Consider the following 20,428-nt stretch of genomic DNA (forward strand, 5'->3'; position numbering starts at 1 on the left):
GACGTTTTGAAAAGCTACCAACTCAGTTTACTCCTCCTTAGTTTTTGGGCCATGAGCAGCAGCTTATTGGCCCAAAAAATCGCTTTTGTAGCCGACTGCAATGCTTCTAAGGTCGTGCTGGGCAATGCCTTTAGAGTCTCTTTTCGGCTAGAAAATGCAGAAATTAAAAAGATTCGATTTCCCGATTTTGAAGGCTTGGGATTTCAGATTGTGGAAGGGCCTGTGAATGAAAGCCGCTACACGAATATCAACGGCAACCGCTATACTTTTGAGGCTTATACCTTTAGTTTGGCCCCCAATGCGGAGGGAAATTATACGATTGGGCCAGCGGAAGTGACCACTTACAATGGGAAAGTGTTGAAAACCATGCCTGTTAAGATTAAATGTGTGGCTCCAAGTAGTAGCAATGTCCAAAGCCTCAATGACCACAATTTGCCTAAAGAATTAGCGGGCAAGGTGCTTTTTCGGCTAGAATGTGAACATGATTCGGCTGTTGTAGGCGAGCAAATTCGCCTCAACTACAAGGTGTATACTCAAATTGACATCTCCAATATTGAGTTGGTCAAGGAGCCAGAATTTCCCTCTATGTACACCAAAGAATATCGGTTCTTTGATAAAGAAGCAAGAGTGGAGGTCATCAATGGGCAGCAATATGCCACAAAAATCATCTACTCGATGGGGGTTTTTCCCTCCAAAAATGGCGAGCTAAGCATTCCTCCTGCAGAAATTCTAATCAGTGTGGGCCGCCAAGATCCTCGCAACCCTTTTGCCAGCCGAAAGCTCAAGCAATACCCCTTACTCAGTCTGCCCAAAACGATCCCCGTTCGCTCACTTTCGGGCCAAGATAAAGATTATACGGGAGCTGTGGGCGAGTATGATTTAGAGCTTTATCTGGAAAAGGATAAAATTACGACCGATGAAGCCCTAGAGCTCGTCATGCGCATTCGGGGTTTAGGCGATATTAAACCCATCACGGCTCCGCCCGTCCATTTTGAAGATGGACAATTTAATATTTTAGAGGTCACTCAAAAAGAAGATATTCGGGAAGGTGGCCGTGGCCTTGGTGGAGAAAAAACCTTCACCTATAAAATTGATCCGCAGGAAGTGGGCAATTTGAGCTTGCGCCCCAGTTTTGTTTACTTTGATGTGCGCGACCGAAAACTGATTCACATAGATACCAACATAAATATTCAGGTGAGTCAAGGGAAACGCATTCTCAACAAGGAAGTGGCCGAAAAAGCCATAGATAGCAGTCAGGTCTTAAGTATGCAAGCCCCTTTGAAAACGGCTAGTTGGCGAGCTTATCCCCGTCCGTTTTTTGGTAGTTATAGCTTTTATTTACTCAGTTTACTGCCCCTTTTGGCCTTTGCAGGAGCCTATGTTTTCATTTTGGGCCGTCAAAAAAGTCAAGAAATTAAAGAAAAACAAGCCCTCAAACGCGCCCCTTACCAACATGCTCAAGAGCAGCTAGATTTGGCCAAAACTGCGTTGAAAACAGATACCGTAGGCGATTTCTACCGCGCCATTGAAGAAGCCCTCAAAGGCTATTTGGGGATGCAACTAGAAGTTCCCTTAGGCGAACGCAGTAAAGAACGCTTGCAATCATTATTGCCCGAAAAAGAAGCCCGTGAACTAGGCGAAATCCTTGAACATTGCGAGCAAGCTCTTTTTGCGGGACAATCCCCCCATAAAACAATGGAAGAGCAGCTCAAGCATAGCCAAAAACTCATTAAACAACTCGAAAAACGCCTTGCCTAATGCTACGCCTTTTTAGCCTCATTTTGCTCCTTGCCGTAGCCAGCCCAAGCTGGGCCCAACTGCCCGATAGCTTGGCCAAACAGTTTGCCATTGGCTATGCCCATTACGAAAAAGGAGAGTATGAAAAAGCCCTTTCAGCCTATCAAAAGGCCGTTTTACCTGGCTATTGCTCGGCCGAATTGCAAAATAACTTGGGCCTAACCTACGAGAAATTAGGCCAATATGGCCCAGCCGTGCTCGCCTTTGAACGCGCCCTTTTTTGCCAACCCCAATTTGCCGCCGCTCAAGCTAATTTGACCGCTATTTCAGGCAAATTAAGCCGCCCCAAACAAGCCGAAAAAGCAGCTTTTGTCTTTCGGACCTGGGATAATCTAGCCGCTGGACTCGGCAGTCATTTTTGGGCCTATAGCTTTCTATTTTTTCTCTTTTTGGCCGCAGGCAGCCTCGCTTATTTCCTTTTTGGTCAAAAAAAACAAGGCAAAAGCTGGTTGATCGTTCTCTTCAGCCTGCTGCTCGCCTTTTTCAGCTTTCTCCTTAGCCGCCGCGCCAATTATCTACAATTTGGCCGCCAATGGGCCGTCGTCCTAAGCGAAGAAGCCGCTATTTTAGACAGCCCTTCCATAAAAGGCCAAGAAGTAGAACTGCTCGGCAGCGGAAATAAAGCCCTCATCTTAGAAGAAAAAGAAGATTGGTATTATGTTCGCTTGCCCAATGCCGTACAAGGCTGGATTTCGGCCAAATTACTAGAAAAAGTAGCTTCCTAATTTTATTTTGGGGCCTCCGCAGCAAAGCTGCGGCGCTACGTTCCGGGGCTCGCTATTCGCTCGGCCCTTCGCAAAAAACAAGTTTTTGCTCGGTCTGGCCTACGGCCACCCCTACACATCGCTAGGCCAATTGGACCAACTGCGCTTTCACCAAAAAGAAACAAGACCTCTTAAAATACTTATCATCATGAAAAATATCTTCTCTTTGAGCCTCCTGGCTCTAGTCATGCTTTTTAGCTTTAGCAGCTGCGACAGCCTACAATCGGCCCTAGACGAGGCCTCAAAACTAAATGGCGGAACAGCGGCACTCACGCAGGCCCAAATTGGCGAAGGCCTCAAACAAGCCCTAAAACAGGGCGCTAGCAAAGGCGCTAGCCAACTGGCCGCCAAAGACGGCTTTTTCAAAAATCCTTCGGTTAAAATTCTATTTCCAGATGAGGCCAAACAAGTAGAAAGCCGCCTCCGTGCCCTAGGCGCTGGCAGCCTAGTCGATGACGCCATCGAAAAGCTCAACCGCTCAGCCGAAGATGCTTCTAAATCAGCCAAAGACATTTTTGTTAAAGCCATTACACAAATGACTATTCAAGATGCCACTAATATCTTGATGGGCGACAAAGATGCTTGTACCAGCTACCTCAAAAAAACAACCTCTACCCAATTGTATCAAAGCTTCCAACCTGTAATTAAAAACTCATTGAATAAAACAGGTGCATTGAATGCTTGGACCAATGTAATGACTCGCTACAATAAAATTCCCTTGGTCCAGAAAGTAAACCCTGATTTAGATGACCATGTGACCAATAAAGCCATGGAAGGCCTATTCAAAATGGTAGAAAAAGAAGAAGCAAACATCCGCGCCAATCCAGTAGCTCGCGCTACAGACCTTATGAAAAAGGTTTTTGCCAAACAAGATTAGTAGCCTTTTTAGCGGCTCCTTACGTTAGTAAAAAGAGAAGTCAGTTGATCCTCAGCTGACTTCTTTTTTGTTACTTTTGAGCCTGTTGGACCAAAATGGTCGACCCTAGCCTAAAAATATAATTATGTTCCATCGCACAATTTTATGCTTTTTAATTAGCTGTCTAGGCAGCCACTTCCTTATCGCCCAAGGCGTACAATTACTCCCCTTAGAACAAAATCCCGCACTACAAGAACGGGCCCAACTAAAAAATAATCAGGTTTGCCCCAACCTTCAACTTAACCTCCCTTTCTTTGAAGATTTTGCCAATAATCCCAATGGCATTTATCCCGATTGTAGCCGCTGGCAAGACAATCAAGCCTATATCAATGATCAATTTGGCTATTTGCCCCCTAGTTTGGGCGTTGCCACGCTAGACGGTTTGGACCAAAATGGCCTCCCTTATAATGCTAGCGCTAGTGTCTCTGTCCCTGAAGCAGCAGATACCCTTACGTCTCAAGCTATAGATTTAAGCAACCGCAACCTAGCCGACCAAATTGTATTTAGCTATTTCTACCAGCCCCAAGGTTGGGGCGATCGGCCCGAAGAGGGGGATTCTCTCCTTTTAGAGTTTTTGGACCAAAATGGCGACTGGCAGGCAGTACGTGCGCATGCTGGAGTTCCTAGTTCTGTTTCTACGACTTCCCTCATTGAGTTTGAAGAAGAACTTGTAGTTGTTGATACGGCCTTTTTTCACGCCAATTTTCAATTTAGATTTAGAAACTTGGCCACTATTACAGGCAGTAACGATCATTGGAATATTGACTACATTTATTTGGATGAAAACCGAGATACCAGCCAAGCTAGCAATTATGCTGACGTAAGCTTTCGCATGCGACCTAAATCTCCTTTGGCCCCTTATACCGCTGTTCCTTGGCGCCATTTTGACAATACGCTTTGGTCCGACTCTGTAGTTATGCAATGCTTTAACCATAATGCTAACTCTGGAACCTTAGACCGCCGATATCAAGTATATGATAGCGCACAAGCGAGCTTTTTCTTACTCAATAGCCAAGTGCCCGCTACTACTTATGCAGCAAGTCCCAATATTGACGATGATTATCGAGACCTAAGCATAAATGCCTTTTCTCCCTTTTTAGCTAGCCAAACAACACAACTCATCAGCCGCTATATTATTGAAAATCCCAGCGATTTTCAATCTGCCCCCCGCTATCAAGCCAATGATACGGCCTACCTAAAAACAGAGCTCTCCAATTATTTTGCTTATGATGATGCCTCTGCAGAAATGCGTATTATTGTACAGGGAATTGGAACTCAACTCGCCGTAGAATTTCAGGCCCAAATAGATGATACCCTTAGAGGTATTTATTTTCATCTGCCTTATTTTAGTAATCGCGATGCAGAACTTGACTTCATCAACGTCAAAGTTTGGGAAGATTCTGCAGGAGTGCCCGGCCAAGAGCTTTTCTCTAAAGATATTTATAAACTGCGCTATGTAGCTGGCTTTAATGGCTTTCATTATATGCCACTTAGCGATTTCACAGACAGTCTGACGCCGATTGCCCTAGCTGCGGGCAGCCGCTTTCACATTGGTTGGCAACAAGCCTCTAGCACAGCCGTTCCTGTAGGTTTTGACCGTAATAACACCGATGCAGAAGCCTTTACCCGTGTAAAAATTGGGGGAAATGCCTGGCAGGATTTAGCCTTGGGCGGTGCTGTAATGATTCGGCCAGTGCTTAGTCCATCGGCTAATCCCGTAATTGTTTCTAGTACAAAGCCCTTGGTCCAAAAAACAGGAATTGATTGGACCGTTTACCCCAACCCAATCCAAAGTACTTTAACTATTCAGGGCTTGGAGGAGCATCCCAAAGCCCAACTTCAACTCTATAACAGTTTGGGCCAATTGATGGCCCATAGCCCCGCCCAAACTACTTGGAACTTGCCCGAATTACCCAGCGGAATCTATTATCTATCGGTTTGGGAAAATGGCCAATGCCTAGGCAGCAAAAAATTGTTAAAACCCTAAGCCTGCTCTTTTGTTTTAGCAAAGAACGGCCATTTGGCCTAGCGATGTGTAGGGGTGGCCGAAGGCCAGACCAAAGCCGCCAAAGGCGGCTGCAGGGCCGAGCGAATAGCGAGCCCCGCAGCATAGCGGCGGCCGCCCGCCCTTTAAGGGGCGGCCGCGGGCCCCAAAATATCCCAAAAAGAGCTAAATAAAACATCTAAAAATGAAAGTTGATATTCTTGCCATTGGCGCACATCCCGACGATATTGAAATTTCCTGTTCTGGTACGCTGTTGCACCATATTTCATTGGGGCATAAAGTCGGCCTTTTGGACCTAACCGCTGGAGAATTGGGTAGCCGAGGTAGCGCCGAAATTCGCTTGCAAGAAGCACATGCAGCCTCTCAACTGATGGGCGCGAGTTTTAGAGCTAACCTAGGCTTGGCCGATGGCTTTTTTGAGCACAATCAAGCTAGTATCTTGGAAATTGTGCAGATGATTCGACTGGTACAACCCCGAATCGTTTTGGCCAACTCTATCAGTGATCGGCATCCCGATCATGGGCGCGCAGGTAAACTCATTGCCGATGCCTGTTTTTATGCGGGTTTGCGCCGAATTGAAACCCAATGGGAGGGCCAAGCCCAAGAAGCTTGGCGACCAGAAGTGGTCTATCACTATATTCAAGATCATAATCTGGTCCCTGATTTTGTTTTTGATATTAGCCTCTATATGGACAAAAAAATGGAGCTCATTCAAGCCTTTAAGTCGCAGTTCTACGATCCCAATTCTACCGAGCCTAAAACGCCCATTTCTTCCGCAGAGTTTTTGGAGTTCGTTCGGGCAAAAAATGCTACTTATGGCCGGCCCGCTGGCTTCCATTATGCAGAAGCCTTTAATGTGAACCGCAGCATTGGAGTAGATAATCTATTTTCGATTAAATAAATTTTAATCTAGCAAAAGCCGCCAGCCTAATCCGCTTGCGGCTTTTTTTTGCCCTTTTTTATCTGCTTTGGAACTTATCCAGAGGAGGCAGAGTTCTGCTTGCGCTCACACTTAGTTTAAAATCTAAACTAAGTCCATATTTAACCTCAAAATCATCCTATTATGGGAGACAGCCGCGAACGTGATTTAGTCCTCGCCCCCAACGAGTACGCCTTTATTTCTGACCAAACCAAGGGAAATGTCATTACTTATGTAGGGCCTTATAAAACCAGTATGGCTAATACGGACAAGCCCGTTTTTTTCAATAAAAAGACGAAAGCCTTTGACATTTGCGATTTGGATGGCTCTATTCAGACCTTTTGCACGGCCCCAGAAGGCTGGTATATTATCCTGAAAAATCCTGCGATTGATAATAAACCGCCCCAAATTGGGACCTCCAACCAGCTTTCTTCTTTGCAGATTGGGCGCAAGGTCAATTTACCTGGTCCCAACTTTTTTGCGCTTTGGCCGGGCCAGATGGCAGAAGTTTTAGAGGGCCATCATTTGCGCTCCAATGAGTATTTATTGGTCCGTGTGTATGAAGAGGAACAAGCACGAGCCAATTGGGATAATGCCGTAATTACGCCCCAACATACTCAACCCGAAGGGCTAGAAGACGAGCAGCAACCCAAAGATAGCATTGATGCCAACCGCCTAAGTATGGGCCAATTGCATGTGATAAAAGGAACCAATGTTTCCTTTTATATTCCGCCCACAGGGGTTGAAGTGGTTCGAGACAAAAAAGGGAATTATGTCCGCTCTGCAGTGACTTTAGAGCGCCTAGAGTATTGCATTTTGCTCGATGAAGATGGCAATAAACGCTATATACAAGGACCCGATGTGGTCTTTCCTCGCCCCACCGAACGCTTTATTGAGAAAAGTGGCAGCCGAAAATTTAAGGCGATTGAACTAGATGAAAATAGCGGGATTTATGTCAAAATCATTGCCCCCTATACCGAAAATGGCCAAAGCTATAAGGTAGGCGATGAGCTCTTTATTACGGGCCGAGAACAAATGATTTATTTTCCCCGCCCAGAGCAAGCCCTAATCAAATATGGCGAACAAGAGATCTATCAAGCGGTCGCTATTCCCCCCGGCGAGGGCCGCTATGTCTTGAATAGAAAGAGCGGAAAAATCAGCCTGCAAAAAGGGCCTGCCATGTTTTTGGCCGACCCCAGAGAGGAAATGATTTTGCGCCGCATCCTTAGCCCCAAACAGGTAGAGCTTTGGTTCCCAGGCAATCAAGAAGCCTTGCAATACAACCTCCAACTCCAAGAACTCTCTAAACAACAGCAGGTCCGCCTGCGAAAAGCCTCAAAGAAGCGGAATAAACTCAATTTGCCGCCTATGGCCCAACAACAACAGGCCCTTATTGATATGGATTTCTCGGAGGAGAATGAAGAAGAAGGCGAAAGCGTCTATGAAGGCATCGTCAGCAATTCCTTTTCTCGAAGCCGACAACCCCAAAACAATAATAGTCTGGTCCTCGATAGCAAATATGAAGGTGCAGTTACCATCGATGCCTGGACCGGCTATGCTGTTTTGGTCACTAGCAAATTAGGCGACCGCAAAGTGGTGGTGGGCCCAAGCACTTACCTGCTCGATTATGACGAGGTTCTACAAGGCATTGAGCTCTCTACAGGCACCCCAAAATCTGATAATCAACTGATGCGCACCGTCTATCTCCGCATCCTCAATAATAAGGTTTCTGATTTGGTGAGAGTGGAAACTGCCGACTTCTGCGAGCTGGATATCCACCTTTCTTATCGGGTCAATTTTACTGGCGATCCCGAAAAATGGTTTAATGTAGAGAATTATGTCAAGTTCCTGACCGACCACCTCCGCTCAGTCCTCCGCAATGCCATTAAGCAATATAAATTGGCCGATTTTTATGCCGAGGGAATTGCCGAATTGCGCAATATCGTCCTCGGTCCCCGAGCCGAAGGCGAGGAACATGACAGCCGCCGCCCTGGCCGACTATTTACCGAAAATGGTATGCATATCTATGAATTGGAGGTCCTTGATATAGAGATTCTAGACGAGGAAATCCAAGAGTTGCTCTTTGCCAGTAAACACCAAGATATTCGCAGCCAACTAGAGCTAGACAATAAGCGAAAAGAACTACTCTATAGCCAAGAGACGGAAGAAATGGCCCAGAAAATCGCCGCTAGCCGCTCCAAAACCAAACAGTTCGCCCTAGAACTCCAAGAAGCCGAAGAAAAACAGGCCCAAATGCTCAAACTGGCTAGCCAAGCCGCCCGCATTGACCTAGAACGCCTAGAACTCACGGCCCAAATGGAAATGCAAGAAAAAGCCCTAGCCGTTGCTCGCCTACAACGCCAAGATGAGGAAGAAGCTGGCCTACTCCAACTCGAGCTCAAAAAAGGTGCCCTCGAACAACGCCTCAAAGAATTGGAGGGAGAAGTACTGGCTGTGGTCCAAAAAGCAGAAGCTGTCAGCCCCGATCTGATTGCTGCCCTACAAGCTTTTGGCGACAAAGCCCTGGCCGAAAAAATGGCCGAAAGCATGGCTCCACTCTCTATTATCGGCGGCAAAAGTATTGTCGAGGTCTTTGGCAATCTGCTGGCCGGCAGTCCCCTCTCCTATCTACTAGATAAAAAAGGAGAAACTAAAGATCCTGGTTTAGAAGAGTAATTTTTGGGGCCTCCCGCCTTCGGGGCGCTATGCTGCGGGGCTCGCTATTCGCTCGGCCCTGCAGCCGCCTTTGGCGGCTTTGGTCTGGCCTTCGGCCACCCCTTCACATCGCTAGGCCAGTTCTGCGGCCCAAAGCCGCAGTTGGGCCGATCCCCCTAAGCAAAACCCTTTTATTGGCCCTATAATAAGCAAAGCGCCCCGCTGCCAATGGCAGCGGGGCGCTCTTTTTGGCCCAAATGAAAGGGCTTAGTCTTTGGCTTGTAGGTGCTTGGCCAAAAAGCTCTGCATTCGGCCATAAAACTCAAAGCGGTTTTCTTCATTTCTGAAGCCATGCCCCTCATTTTCTTTAAGAATGTACTCTACTTCTACCGAACGAGCCTGCAAAGCCGCTACCATCTGGTCCGATTCGGCCTGATTGACCCGTGGATCTTTGGCTCCCTGCGCAATCAATAAAGGTACCTTAATTTTATCGACATGGAAAACGGGAGAGGTCGCCCGCATCCGAATACTATCCACCTCATTGCTAGGGTCGCCCACCATTTCATGTAGCATTTTGCGGTAGGGCTCCCAATAAGGGGGAATGGTTTCCATAAAAGTAAAGAGATTGGATACCCCCACATAATCAATGGCGCAAGCATATTTGTCTGGACTAAAAGTGACTCCAGCCAAACTACAATAGCCCCCATAGCTTCCACCATAAATGGCCACTCGTTCAGGGTCAGCTATGCCTTCCCGAATCAACCAATCTACTCCATCACTTACATCGTCTTGCATTTTGAGGCCCCACTCCTTAAAGGAGGCTTCCCAAAATTTGCGGCCATAGCCCGTACTTCCTCTAAAGTTGACTTGCAAAACCGCATAACCTCTATTGGCCAAAAACTGTACTTCTGGGTTAAAGGTCCAGACATCTCTGGCCCAAGGGCCTCCATGTGGATTAACCACCACAGGTAAGTTTTTGGCCTCCTTGCCCTTAGGTAAAGTAAGATAACCATGAATTTGCCAGCCATCTCGGCTACGGTAACTGATCGGCTGCATTTCTGCCAATTGCTCGGCGGGGAGCCAGGGACTAACCTCTGCTATTTTGCGCAGCTCTTTTTGGTCCAAATCATAGAAGTAATAAGCCCCCAAAGAACGATCACTATAAGTGCGAACGATAAACTTGTTTTCTTCTTCATTGGTACTGCTCAAGACAATCTCCAAATTGGGCAAAAGACTTTCTAAATGCTTATAAATGGCTGCAACCTGAGGGTCTAGAAAATGATATTCCCTTTTCCAACTAATGTAAGAAATGGTACTAAGCGCCTTGCGCTTACGGGAGTAGGACATATAAGAGACATTGACCTCTGGATGCTCAAAAATGAGTTGAGTTTCCTTAGCCGTATTGAGGTCAAACTTAACCACAGCCATTTTGTCTCGGCCCAAATCAGAAAGGGCGTAAATCTCTTCCTTATCATCAAAGTCAAAGTAGAGCGGGTAAAGCGTCTCCTTAAAAGAAGTATTGAGGACCAAACGGAAGCTATCTTTTTCCTCTTTACGATACAAGAGGCTACTATTTACGCCATCGGTAGCAATGGCTAGGCGGAGCCGCCCTTGATGGTCCGTTTTCCAACTCGTAATATTTCCTGGGTTTTCGGCCAAGAGTTCTAGTGCAGCAGTTTGGATATTGAGGCGATAGGGATCAAATACTTGGGGGTTGCGCTTATTCATCCCAATAATGAGATGTTGTTCATCGCTGCGGAGGTCGTCAATAATTTCTACCCGAACATTTTCGTAGGGAGTGAGGTCAACTTCCTTTTGGCCCGCTCGATCTATAGAAAAGAGATGAAAGTTTTCATCTCCGCCTTGATCGCGCACATAAACCAAACGTTCATCATTGGCCCAAAAGAAACCAGAGAGATCCCGATCAGTAACATTGGTTAGGCGTCTAGGGGCTTGCTTTTGTTCAACATCTTGAACAAAGATATTTTTGCGCTTTTGGTAAGGCGCCAAATAGGCCATCCATTTTCCGTTAGGCGATAATTTATAGGCATTACTAGCCGGGTTGCGGAAAAAGTCTTCTAGGGGAATGAGGTTCTCTTTTGTTTGCATATCAACTTCCGTTTCGGGTGCTGGATTTTTAAATAGACAACTACTACTAATGAGCAACATTAGCAGGCTAAGTATTTTTAGGAAATAGCTATTCATTAATCTTCATTGAGTGAACCAGTTAGTTTTGCTAGGCTTAGCTATTCTAATGTAGACTTTAGTATTGGTATATTGCAGTTCTTTAGACTAAAAAAAGATTTCTCTAGACTTAGGCCGCTCCTTTTCTGCAGTGTACAGGCCCCGAAGGGGCCGCAGGCTGACTGGCTTGTAGGGGTGGCCCGAAGGGCCAGACCAAGGGGCGGGACGCCCCGCAGGGCCGAGCAGACTTGCGAGCCCCGAAAAGGCAGGACCCGAAGCGCAGCGGAGGGGCAGCCCCTACATATTAGAGCGGACCTTTTCATAACAACAACTATCATGATGCGCTATTTACTATTGTTGCTTTTACTTTGGAGTAGTAGGGGGCTTTGGGCCCAGGAAGAAATTGAATTGGTGGTCAGTCAAGGCCACCACAGTCTGGTCCGCTGCCTTGCCTTTTCGCCTGATGGGCGTTTTTTGGCTACAGCTGGAGATGATCGTAGTCTACGAATTTGGTCCATGCGACTACAACAAGAGTACAAGGTCCTTTGGGGGCATAAAACGGCCATTATGGATGTTGGTTTTTCTATAGATGGGCAATTTTTGGTTTCTGTGGGCAGTCGTTTCCTCTGCATTTGGTCTGTCCCTGAAGGGAAATTGTTGCATCAAATTGGTGTAGATGCAGCTGCTAAACGCTTGCAATTTTCGGCGGCCAAGACAGGATCTGTCATGGTAGAATTACCTGATGGCCCAGCCTGGATCGAACTCGAAAGCGGGCAGATTGATCTCGCTTCCCTAAAGTTTATGCACAACTGGAGCAACTGGATATTGGGACAAAAAAGCGCCCGTATTATTTTACCTGAACAGCTAGATAGCATTTGGTCCTATGATTGGACGGGCCAAAGAAAGCAGGCCTTTGTGGGAAAAGGAAGCTATTATAAGATGGTCCTCTCGCCCAATGAACACTATATTGCTGCCTATTCTGCCAGTAATTCATCGCTTGATTTATGGGACTACCCAACTGGTAAATTGCTGGGCAGTGTAAAGAATCAGCCCATGATTCAAAGCCTCTGCTTTGATGTTAATGGAAAACAACTTTGGGTCATGGATATGCATGCCGAATGCAAGGTTTATAGCTGCCCCAGCTTAGAAGAAGAAATGACGGTCAATAAAAAGAGTTGGGACCCTCAAACGATGAGCAAGGCCAACTTTATCCAAATTAACATAGGCCATCAGATTCGCCCTAGCCCTAATGGCCAATTTATGGGCCTAGCCCTTACCCGAACAGAGGTCAATCGAAAGACCAATAAGATGAATGATCTTCGTGGAGTACAGCTGATTGATGCCCAAACAGGCCAAGAACGTGGCCTGTTTAAAGGACATTTTAAGTGGATTACACAACTGGGACTTTCTCCTAAGGGCAAAAAATTGCTTTCTATCAATCTGGGCAAAACTAGAGGGCTACGCTCTTGGGCCCTCAACAAAGGAGAAATCGAGCGCTATATCCATAGCTCCCAAAGCTTTAGTCAAAGTCAAGATAAAGAGCATTTGGCCCTGCTAGAATATCCCGAAAAAGCCAATCCTGAACTCACAGTTTACCAACTGCCCAACTTTAGAAAAGTGGCCCAAAAGGAGCTGGATAATTGCAGTGCCTTTGCCCTTAGTGGCGATGGCAAAAAAATCGCCGCTCTTAGGGTAGACCCCAACCTCAAAAATCCGCTCAACAACCGCTTTTATTACTCGATTTGGAGCCTACCTAAGTATAAATTGGAGCAAGAAATCGAGATCAGTAGTAAGGAGTCCGCTATCCCCATGTTTGAAAGTATGCTACTCGATTCTGCAGGCGATTACCTCATTGCTGCCGCCCAAAATCAAGCCTATAGCATCGAGCTGAAAAGCCAAAAACGCATTCCCTTTGTTCTCCCTGAAGAGACAACTTATTGGGAAATGCTTTGCCTACACCCCCATTTACCTCAAGTCCTTTTTGCCATTTCTGATGTCAAATATAATAGCCAAACAAAACAGCCTGAGGTCCTCTGCCACATACTTGTCTATAATTACAAAACAGGAGAACTCTTGGCCGATATCCCCACCAAAGAGGAAGGCATCTTTAAAACGGCCGACTTTAGCCCCGATGGTAAATATCTACTCACTGGACAAACCGCCTATCAATCTGTAATCAATTTTGATGTGCTGCTCTGGGATTGGTCCAGCAAACAACTCCTCTGCCGATTCCCTGGCCACAATGGCGGTATTCATGATGTAGCCTTTGACCCTCTAGGCAAAAAGGCCTATAGCTGCTCCGAAGATGGACTTATTAAGGCTTGGGATATTGAAAAATGCGCTCTAGCCGCCTCTTTTATTGGCTACAATGAGCTCGATTATCTAATCATCTCTCCCGAAAATTATTATAAAACTAGCCAAAGTAATACCGCTGGTCTCGGCTTTAGATATGATGGAGACCTCTACACCTATGACCAATTTGATCTGCGCTTTAACCGCCCAGATAAGGTCCTTGCCGCCTTTACCGATGCCCAACGCAAACTCAATATCTATAATAAGGCCTGGAAGAAACGAGTCCGCCGCCTTGGCTTTACAGAAGAACAACTGGAACAAGAGCTAGACCTCCCCCAACTCCAAATTGTCGATCAACTAAAGCTGCCTATTTATATTGAAGATAGCCTCATCCAACTACAAATTACAGCCTTCGATGCCCAACACCCCCTAAAAAAACTCCGCATCTTTGTCAATGGCGTGCCCTACCCCAATGCCGAAGGCCTAAAACTGAAGACGGCCGCAGGCGATAGCCTCCAACAACAGCTAAGCATTCCACTAGGTCAAGGCCCCAATAAAATCCAGATTTCGGTCCTCAATGCCGCGGGGCTAGAAAGTGCCCGACAAAGCTTCCAACTCGCCTATCAACCCAAGGTCAAACAAACTAGCCAACTCTATTTTCTAGGCCTAGGGGTTAGCCAGTTTAAAGATAGTAGCCGCAATCTTCAATATCCCCAAAAGGATGCACAGGACCTAGCCCAAGCCTTGGCCAAATCGCGTACCCCAAACAACTTCCACCAACTTTTACTCGACCCCAATACGGATATGGCCGACCTCCTAAAAACCGCCAAGACCTTTCTGCAAAAGGCCAAGATCAATGACCAAATTGTCTTTTATATCTCCTCTCATGGCCTGCTAGACGATAGCCTAAACTATTACCTAGCCCTGCCCCAAAGCCAATTTGACCAACCCCAAAACGGTAGCTGGGCCTATGAAGATGTGGAGCAACTACTGGATGGTCTCCCCTGCCGCAATCGCCTGTTGCTACTCGATGCCTGCCACTCTGGAGAAGTCGATAAGGAGGTGGAAACCGAAAAGAAATCGGTCAGTAGCTTTGCCCAAAATATCCTCAAACGAAGCAAGTCAGGTAGCACACAAATACGCCCCAAAACGGGACTCAACAATTCTTTTGCCTATATGAAGGCCCTCTTTTCGGACCTAGAACAGCAGACGGGCGTAACTGTCATCTCGGCCGCAGGCGGCTTTGAGCTGGCCTACGAGTCCGATGAATGGGGCAATGGCCTCTTTACCTACGCCCTCTTAGAAGGCCTCAAGAGCAAGCAGGCCGACCTCAATGGCAATGGCGAAATCCCCATCCTCGAGCTGCGAGATTTCCTCAGCCAAAGGGTTTTAGAACTCAGCCAAGGCCAACAACAACCTACCGCCCGCCAATCCAATGTCTTTAATAACTTTATCCTTTACCGTTATGATTAGTTTTTTTTCTTTTGGGGCCTCCGCTGCGGCCAAAGGCCTTGCGGCGCTACGTTTCGGGGCTCGCAAGTCTGCTCGGCCCTGCGCCGCTAAAGCGGCTGGGTCTGGCCCTACGGGCCACCCCTACACATCGCTAGGCCGCCCCCAAGGCTTGGCCAAATTATCCTCCTTTGGCTGCAGTTTTCTGTTGCTCTCTTCCTTTGTAGGGAGCTTAACGGCCTGCCAGCCTGCCCAATCTGCAGAAGACAACCAAAGCAATGCTCCCGCAATTATTGTTGTAGATAGTGTTCCCGCTAAAGCCCCCACAGAAATGCCACCCAGCCCGCTTCTCCCCAAGCTCCATAAACTAAAGGATAGCCTAAGCACAATTAAAGTAGCGGGCCATGAAGTAGATATTCGACTCCCCCAAGCCCCTTTTAAAGGCAGCCTATTTATTTTGCCTGGCTACAATTTCCCTAAAGAGGATGCCTGCCAAAAGGCGCCCCAACTCTGCCAAACGTTTTTAGCAGCAGGCTATCTACTCATCATGCCCGAAATGGGCCGCTCCTTATACAGTAGTCAGTATTTTCCCCAAACGCAGGCACGCTACAAACAATATCCCGATCAAAACTGGTTTATTGATAGCCTAATTCCTCATCTGCAATTGGAGTATGACCTCGCCCTTGAAGAACAGCGCAATTTTATTGTAGGGATTTCTACTGGGGGTAGAGGAGCAGCCCTTTTGGCCTTGGCTCAGCCTCAGCTTTGGACCGCAGTGGCCAGCCTTTCGGGTGATTTTGACCAAAGCCAGATGCCTAATGATGGACTGATGCGCAATTTTTATGGCCCTTATGCTCAGTTCAGTCAGCGCTGGAAAACCGTAGATAATGTAATCGTCCGCATAGACGATTGGCAAACCCCTATTTTTATTGGGCATGGCGGAGCCGATAAGGTGGTCCCTCCCGCCCAGTCTCAACAACTTTTTGACAGCTTGCAAAGCCGTTTAAATCAGGAGCTACTCTATTACTCTGCTCCCCCAAAGGCCGAGCACAACTATGCTTATTGGGGTGCTGAGGCCAAAAACATACTGGCCTTTTTTCAGTCATTGCCTTAGCGGGCTGTTTTTTGTCCTGCTTTGCGCTTTGCCCCCTAGTTGCTTGTAGCAGCTAGGGGGCTTTGTTGTTTGGGCTAATCCCCAGCAGTTTACGCTAACTCATTCAGCCGCTATTTAGCGAGAGTACTCTTAGCCTATTGGCCAGCTCTCTGCTCCAATTATTATAGCAAATAAAGAGGGGGCATGCTAGTCCTCTAGAGGGGGTCCCCGACCCCTCTGCAGGGGGTACTCTACCCCTCAGGGGGATTCTTTTACCTCCAAGCGAGGACCTATAGAAATCATCAGGAGGACCTCATGAAATCCTCGGGAGGATGTCAATAAATCCTCTTGACCATTTTACAAGATCCTCGGGAGGACGTTAATAGATCCTCTTGAGCATCTTGCAAGCTCCTCGGGAGGACGTCAATAAATCCTCTTGACCATTTTACAAGCTCCTCAGGAGGACCTCCTTAAATCATCTTGATGAGGTATAGAGGTCCTCTTGAGGAGGTAGTGCCCCCCTAAAGGGAAATTAGCCTTTACCCAAGGTTCAACAGCTAGCAAAATGGCTAAATTTTATCGTCTAATGCGAACAATTTAGCCTAAAAACCTGAAAAATACTAAAAAATAGTAGCTAAAACGTATTTTTTATTGGTTATAACTTGCATTATTAAATTGTTTACCCTACGTTTATAACGTAGACAACGAAAAGGACTATAACTTTGTAGTTGTCGAACAAGTTCTTGACTAATAAATTTTCAATCAATTAAACATTTTGACCTATGTCTAGAAGAAATGTAATTAGCATTGATTTGCTTGCTAGTGATTTGCAGCAAATTATGTCTGCCTTTGAGAGCATTGAGCAATTACTGCAGGGCAAATTGACCAACATCAGCCCGGAGGACCGTCAGCGTTATGGGAGTGTAAATGAGCAGGCCAAACTATTTGTGTTTAAGGCGCATGATTTTTATCGGGCCAAGGGGCAGTTGCTTCCGAGCTACTTTGATGCTGTGGAGTATGAAAAAGACTTTGAGGGGCGTAAAGCCTTTGAGCAGATGGAAAGCAGAATTAGCGAGCTATATGAAAAGGTTCGCGACACTCGGACGCTTTTGGATTATGATACCCTTCAGTATTCTTACAGTCTATATCGGCATCTGAAGAACATGAGCCAGGAAGACATTCCAGGCATTGATTTTTGGCTAGAGGAGATGTCTCAGTTTTTCAAGCGTAGCACTAACAATGGTTTGGAGGAGCAGAGCAATGATGAGGCGGAGCCTCCTATTGTTGAGTAATTACTTTTAGGTGTTTAACTTGGGGGGTTACTAAAGTGTAATTACAGCCAAGCTCTACTTTTGTGGGGCTTGTTTTTTTTGTGGGCGTGGATGGCCTAGCGATGCGACGGGGTGGCCGTCAGGCCAGACCAAGGCGGCTTCGCCGCCGCAGGGCCGAGCAGACCTGCGAGCCCCAAAGCGTAGCGCCTGCCGCAGGCAGGAGGCCCCAAATAAAAAGGCTGAAGTAAATTCTTGTTATCTTGCTGAAGCTTTGTTAAATTTGGGGCTTGTTTTTGGGGCTTAGGGTCCTGAGCAGATATTAACAAACCGTATTACGAATAATATATCATGGGAAGAGCATTTGAATATCGCAAAGAGCGCAAGATGAAGCGCTGGGGCCAGATGGCCAAGGTATTTACAAAAATTGGTAGAGAGATCGCATTGGCGGTAAAAGAGGGGGGCCCTGATCCGGAGAACAACCCTAAGTTGCGGATGGCGATACAGAATGCCAAGGTGGCCAATATGCCCAAAAAGAACGTAGAGGCGGCTATTCAGCGAGCGACCTCTAAGGATGCCGAAGATTTGCAGGAGGTGATCTATGAGGGGTATGGTCCCCATGGTATAGCCTTTATTATTGAGACCTTGACGGATAATCCCACGCGTACGGTGGCCAATATTCGTTTTTATTTTAGTCGTTCTAATGGCTCATTGGGTACCTCAGGTTCTGTCTCTTTTATGTTTGACCGTCAGGGCGAGTTCATTGTGGATGCTGAAGGTTTGGATATGGAAGAGTTGGAGTTGGAATTGATTGATGGAGGAGCGGAAGAAATTGAGGTGAATGAGGATCAGATTTATATCTACACGGCCTTTGAGGACTTTGGGAATATGCAAGCCAAGTTGGAAGAGTTGGGGATAGAGGTAAAAGAGGCTAGTTTGCAGCGTTTTGCCAATGCGAGCAAGCAATTGGATGATCCCGATCAAATTGCTGAGATAGAGAACCTTATTGATAAGTTTGAGGATGATGACGATGTGCAGAAGGTTTTCCACTCTATGGAAATATAAAAAATAAGCAAAAAAATAGGCGCTTTATTTGGACAAATCAATTGGAGCGCCTATATTTGCATCGCACTTGAGGAAACGATAGTGCATTACTACTCTTGCCCAGGTGGTGGAATTGGTAGACACGCTACTTTGAGGGGGTAGTGCCTAATTACAGGCGTGCAAGTTCGACTCTTGTCCTGGGCACACAAAAATCTCGATATCGGAAGATGTCGGGATTTTTTTTTGACCTAAGACTAGGAAATAAAAAAGCCACAAGTCATACAACTTGCGGCTTTAGTTTTCTCTAGTGCTACAATCTAAGCCTCCAAAGAAGCCATATCAATAACGAAGCGGTATCTCACATCGCCTTTTTCGAGTCGGTCAAAGGCTTCATTGACCTCTTGGATATTGATCCGTTCTACGTCGGCAACAATTTGGTGCTCGGCACAGAAGTCTAGCATTTCTTGGGTTTCTGCAATACCACCGATATTAGAGCCTGAAAAGCTTTTGCGTCCTTTTACCAATTGGAAGGCGCCTACTTCTAGAGGTTGAGCAGGTAGGCCCACAATAACGAGGCTACCATCTACGGCTAAGGCATTCAAATAACTGTTCACATCATGTTTGGCAGAAACTGTATCAATGATGAGATCAAAGCCTTTGGCTTGAGCCATGGCTTTGGGATCAGTAGATAAGATCGCTTGATCAGCCCCTAAGCGTTTAGCATCTTCGGCCTTAGCTACCGAGCGAGTGAATACGGCTACTTCTGCCCCCATGGCGTTAGCGATACGAACGGCCAAATGGCCCAGTCCACCAATACCAATAACACCTACTTTTTTACCTGGCCCAGCCTTCCAATGTTTAAGGGGAGAATAAACCGTGATGCCTGCACAAAGTAAGGGAGCCGCAGCGGCTAGGTCCTCAAAGTTGGGCATTTTCAAGACATAGGCCTCATCACAGACATAGAATTTGGAGAAGCCACCATAGGTTCGTCCACCAGAAACCTTATCAAGAGAGTTGAAGGAGAAGGTCACCCCTTCTTCGCAAAACTGTTCTTCCCCAGACTCACAATGTTGGCAATGCTGACAAGAATCGACAATACAGCCAACAGCAGCTAGATCGCCTACTTTAAAGTTTTTTACTTCGGGCCCAACTTGGGTCACTCGGCCTAAGATTTCGTGGCCGGGGACAATAGGGAAAGTTGTTCCGCCCCAGTCGTTGCGAACCGAGTGTAGATCTGAATGGCAAATACCACAAAACAGAACTTCCATCTCTATATCTGTGGCCAAAAGAGTTCTTCTTTTGATTTGCATACTTTCTAAAGGCTGAGTAGCGGCCTCTGTGCCATAAGCTTTTACGCTAGTCGTGTTCATTTACTAATTTTTTTAATGGTTCTGATTGTTTGTGGAGAAACAGACAGAGACTTGTTTTGTTTGTGGAGGGAATAAAGCAAAGCCGCCAACTTATGGAGATAAGTTGGCGGCTACATCCTCTATCCTTCTGTTCTCAATAAGGCGTAATGATATTCATCCCAAAATTGGCCTGACTTATAGACGGCTTCCAAGGCCTTGCCCTCTAAACGAAAGCCTGTAGCCTCCAATACCTTGGCCGAACCCATATTAAAGCTGAATACTTTGCCCTCTACCCGATGCAAATCGGGATAAAGACCCCAAGCTCGCTCCAAAAATAAGGGCAAGATCTTTTTCATTAGCCCCCGCCCCCAAAAGGCTGGCGTTAACCAATAGCCTATTTCCATATTGTAGCGCCAAACATCCTGATGCCCATGCAAACCAATCCCCCCTATCAATTGCTCTTGGGCAAAGATGGCTAAAATCCCCCCTTGGGATGGAATGGCCACATTATTTACAAATCCTTCCGCATCCGCAAAAGTGTAAGGCGAAGCAAAACGATCACTCATGCCTTTGGCTACTTCTGGATAATCCGCCGCCTGCTGTAAGGCCTCCGCATCCGCTGGCTGAAAAAGGCGCAGGGAATAGGCCTCGCCATTTAGTTCAAATTCTATCTCTTTCATTTTTTATCTTTGA

At 46.5% G+C, this 20,428-nt stretch carries 13 protein-coding genes and 1 tRNA gene; 11 read left to right on the forward strand and 3 right to left on the reverse strand.

The features are described 5' to 3' along the window. The first annotated feature begins 6 nt into the window (after positions 1–6). From PPO43_RS04445 to PPO43_RS04470, 6 genes are all read left to right on the forward strand, one after another. Entirely contained in the window at positions 7–1,758 is a 1,752-nt protein-coding gene (locus tag PPO43_RS04445; RefSeq protein WP_272620605.1) for a BatD family protein, read from the forward strand. Then, entirely contained in the window at positions 1,758–2,522 is a 765-nt protein-coding gene (locus PPO43_RS04450; RefSeq protein WP_272620606.1) for an aerotolerance regulator BatD, read from the forward strand. The genes PPO43_RS04445 and PPO43_RS04450 overlap by 1 nt, the downstream gene beginning before the upstream one ends. 187 nt (positions 2,523–2,709) lie before the next feature. Then, positions 2,710–3,438, forward strand: a complete 729-nt coding sequence (locus PPO43_RS04455) for a DUF4197 domain-containing protein (RefSeq protein ID WP_272620607.1) — start codon at positions 2,710–2,712, stop codon at positions 3,436–3,438. 124 nt (positions 3,439–3,562) lie between these two features. Then, positions 3,563–5,464: a T9SS type A sorting domain-containing protein gene (locus PPO43_RS04460; RefSeq protein ID WP_272620608.1), complete on the forward strand. Its 1,902-nt coding sequence runs from the start codon at positions 3,563–3,565 to the stop codon at positions 5,462–5,464. A 202-nt stretch (positions 5,465–5,666) separates the two neighbouring features. Beyond that, positions 5,667–6,383 carry a bacillithiol biosynthesis deacetylase BshB1 gene (gene bshB1 / locus PPO43_RS04465; RefSeq protein WP_272620609.1) on the forward strand — a complete coding sequence of 239 codons (717 nt, stop codon included), beginning with the start codon at positions 5,667–5,669 and terminating at the stop codon, positions 6,381–6,383. Between the two features lie 162 nt (positions 6,384–6,545). Further along, positions 6,546–9,077 carry a hypothetical protein gene (locus tag PPO43_RS04470; RefSeq protein ID WP_272620610.1) on the forward strand — a complete coding sequence of 844 codons (2,532 nt, stop codon included), beginning with the start codon at positions 6,546–6,548 and terminating at the stop codon, positions 9,075–9,077. 246 nt (positions 9,078–9,323) lie between these two features. Here the strand turns inward: PPO43_RS04470 and PPO43_RS04475 are convergent, their stop codons facing one another. Then, on the reverse strand, positions 9,324–11,225 hold the full coding sequence (locus PPO43_RS04475; RefSeq protein WP_272620611.1) for a S9 family peptidase: 1,902 nt from the start codon (positions 11,223–11,225) through the stop codon (positions 9,324–9,326). 351 nt (positions 11,226–11,576) lie between these two features. Between PPO43_RS04475 and PPO43_RS04480 the strand changes: the two genes are divergently transcribed. The 5 genes from PPO43_RS04480 (at position 11,577) to PPO43_RS04500 (ending at position 18,590) form a co-directional block, all read left to right on the forward strand. Next, positions 11,577–15,005 (forward strand): caspase family protein, encoded by a 3,429-nt coding sequence (locus tag PPO43_RS04480; protein ID WP_272620612.1) that lies wholly within the window; start codon positions 11,577–11,579, stop codon positions 15,003–15,005. Positions 15,006–15,153: 148 nt separating this feature from the next. Beyond that, positions 15,154–16,095: a prolyl oligopeptidase family serine peptidase gene (locus PPO43_RS04485; RefSeq protein ID WP_272620613.1), complete on the forward strand. Its 942-nt coding sequence runs from the start codon at positions 15,154–15,156 to the stop codon at positions 16,093–16,095. Positions 16,096–16,856: 761 nt separating this feature from the next. Then, complete coding sequence (locus PPO43_RS04490; RefSeq protein WP_272620615.1) at positions 16,857–17,366, forward strand: hypothetical protein; 510 nt, start codon at positions 16,857–16,859, stop codon at positions 17,364–17,366. Between the two features lie 327 nt (positions 17,367–17,693). Further along, a complete protein-coding gene (locus PPO43_RS04495) occupies positions 17,694–18,407 on the forward strand; it encodes a YebC/PmpR family DNA-binding transcriptional regulator (RefSeq protein WP_272620616.1) in 714 nt (237 codons plus the stop codon). Positions 18,408–18,504: 97 nt separating this feature from the next. Then, a tRNA-Leu gene (locus PPO43_RS04500) sits at positions 18,505–18,590 on the forward strand. Positions 18,591–18,703: 113 nt separating this feature from the next. Here PPO43_RS04500 and PPO43_RS04505 read toward each other — a convergent pair. Further along, positions 18,704–19,756, reverse strand: a complete 1,053-nt coding sequence (locus PPO43_RS04505; protein WP_272620617.1) for an NAD(P)-dependent alcohol dehydrogenase — start codon at positions 19,754–19,756, stop codon at positions 18,704–18,706. Between the two features lie 119 nt (positions 19,757–19,875). Next, complete coding sequence (locus PPO43_RS04510; RefSeq protein ID WP_272620619.1) at positions 19,876–20,415, reverse strand: GNAT family N-acetyltransferase; 540 nt, start codon at positions 20,413–20,415, stop codon at positions 19,876–19,878. Positions 20,416–20,428 lie beyond the last annotated feature (13 nt).

Origin of the sequence: Saprospira sp. CCB-QB6, from assembly GCF_028464065.1 — a bacterium.
In the GTDB taxonomy this organism is placed as follows: domain Bacteria; phylum Bacteroidota; class Bacteroidia; order Chitinophagales; family Saprospiraceae; genus Saprospira.

Coding starts and splice junctions, on each gene's coding strand:
- PPO43_RS04455 (WP_272620607.1), top strand. CDS start 2,710: ATGAAAAATATCTTCTCTTTGAGCCTCCTGGCTCTAGTCATGCTTTTT.
- PPO43_RS04480 (WP_272620612.1), top strand. CDS start 11,577: ATGATGCGCTATTTACTATTGTTGCTTTTACTTTGGAGTAGTAGGGGG.
- PPO43_RS04460 (WP_272620608.1), top strand. CDS start 3,563: ATGTTCCATCGCACAATTTTATGCTTTTTAATTAGCTGTCTAGGCAGC.
- PPO43_RS04510 (WP_272620619.1), bottom strand. CDS start 20,415: ATGAAAGAGATAGAATTTGAACTAAATGGCGAGGCCTATTCCCTGCGC.
- PPO43_RS04450 (WP_272620606.1), top strand. CDS start 1,758: ATGCTACGCCTTTTTAGCCTCATTTTGCTCCTTGCCGTAGCCAGCCCA.
- PPO43_RS04470 (WP_272620610.1), top strand. CDS start 6,546: ATGGGAGACAGCCGCGAACGTGATTTAGTCCTCGCCCCCAACGAGTAC.
- PPO43_RS04495 (WP_272620616.1), top strand. CDS start 17,694: ATGGGAAGAGCATTTGAATATCGCAAAGAGCGCAAGATGAAGCGCTGG.
- PPO43_RS04505 (WP_272620617.1), bottom strand. CDS start 19,756: ATGAACACGACTAGCGTAAAAGCTTATGGCACAGAGGCCGCTACTCAG.
- bshB1 (WP_272620609.1), top strand. CDS start 5,667: ATGAAAGTTGATATTCTTGCCATTGGCGCACATCCCGACGATATTGAA.
- PPO43_RS04475 (WP_272620611.1), bottom strand. CDS start 11,225: ATGTTGCTCATTAGTAGTAGTTGTCTATTTAAAAATCCAGCACCCGAA.
- PPO43_RS04490 (WP_272620615.1), top strand. CDS start 16,857: ATGTCTAGAAGAAATGTAATTAGCATTGATTTGCTTGCTAGTGATTTG.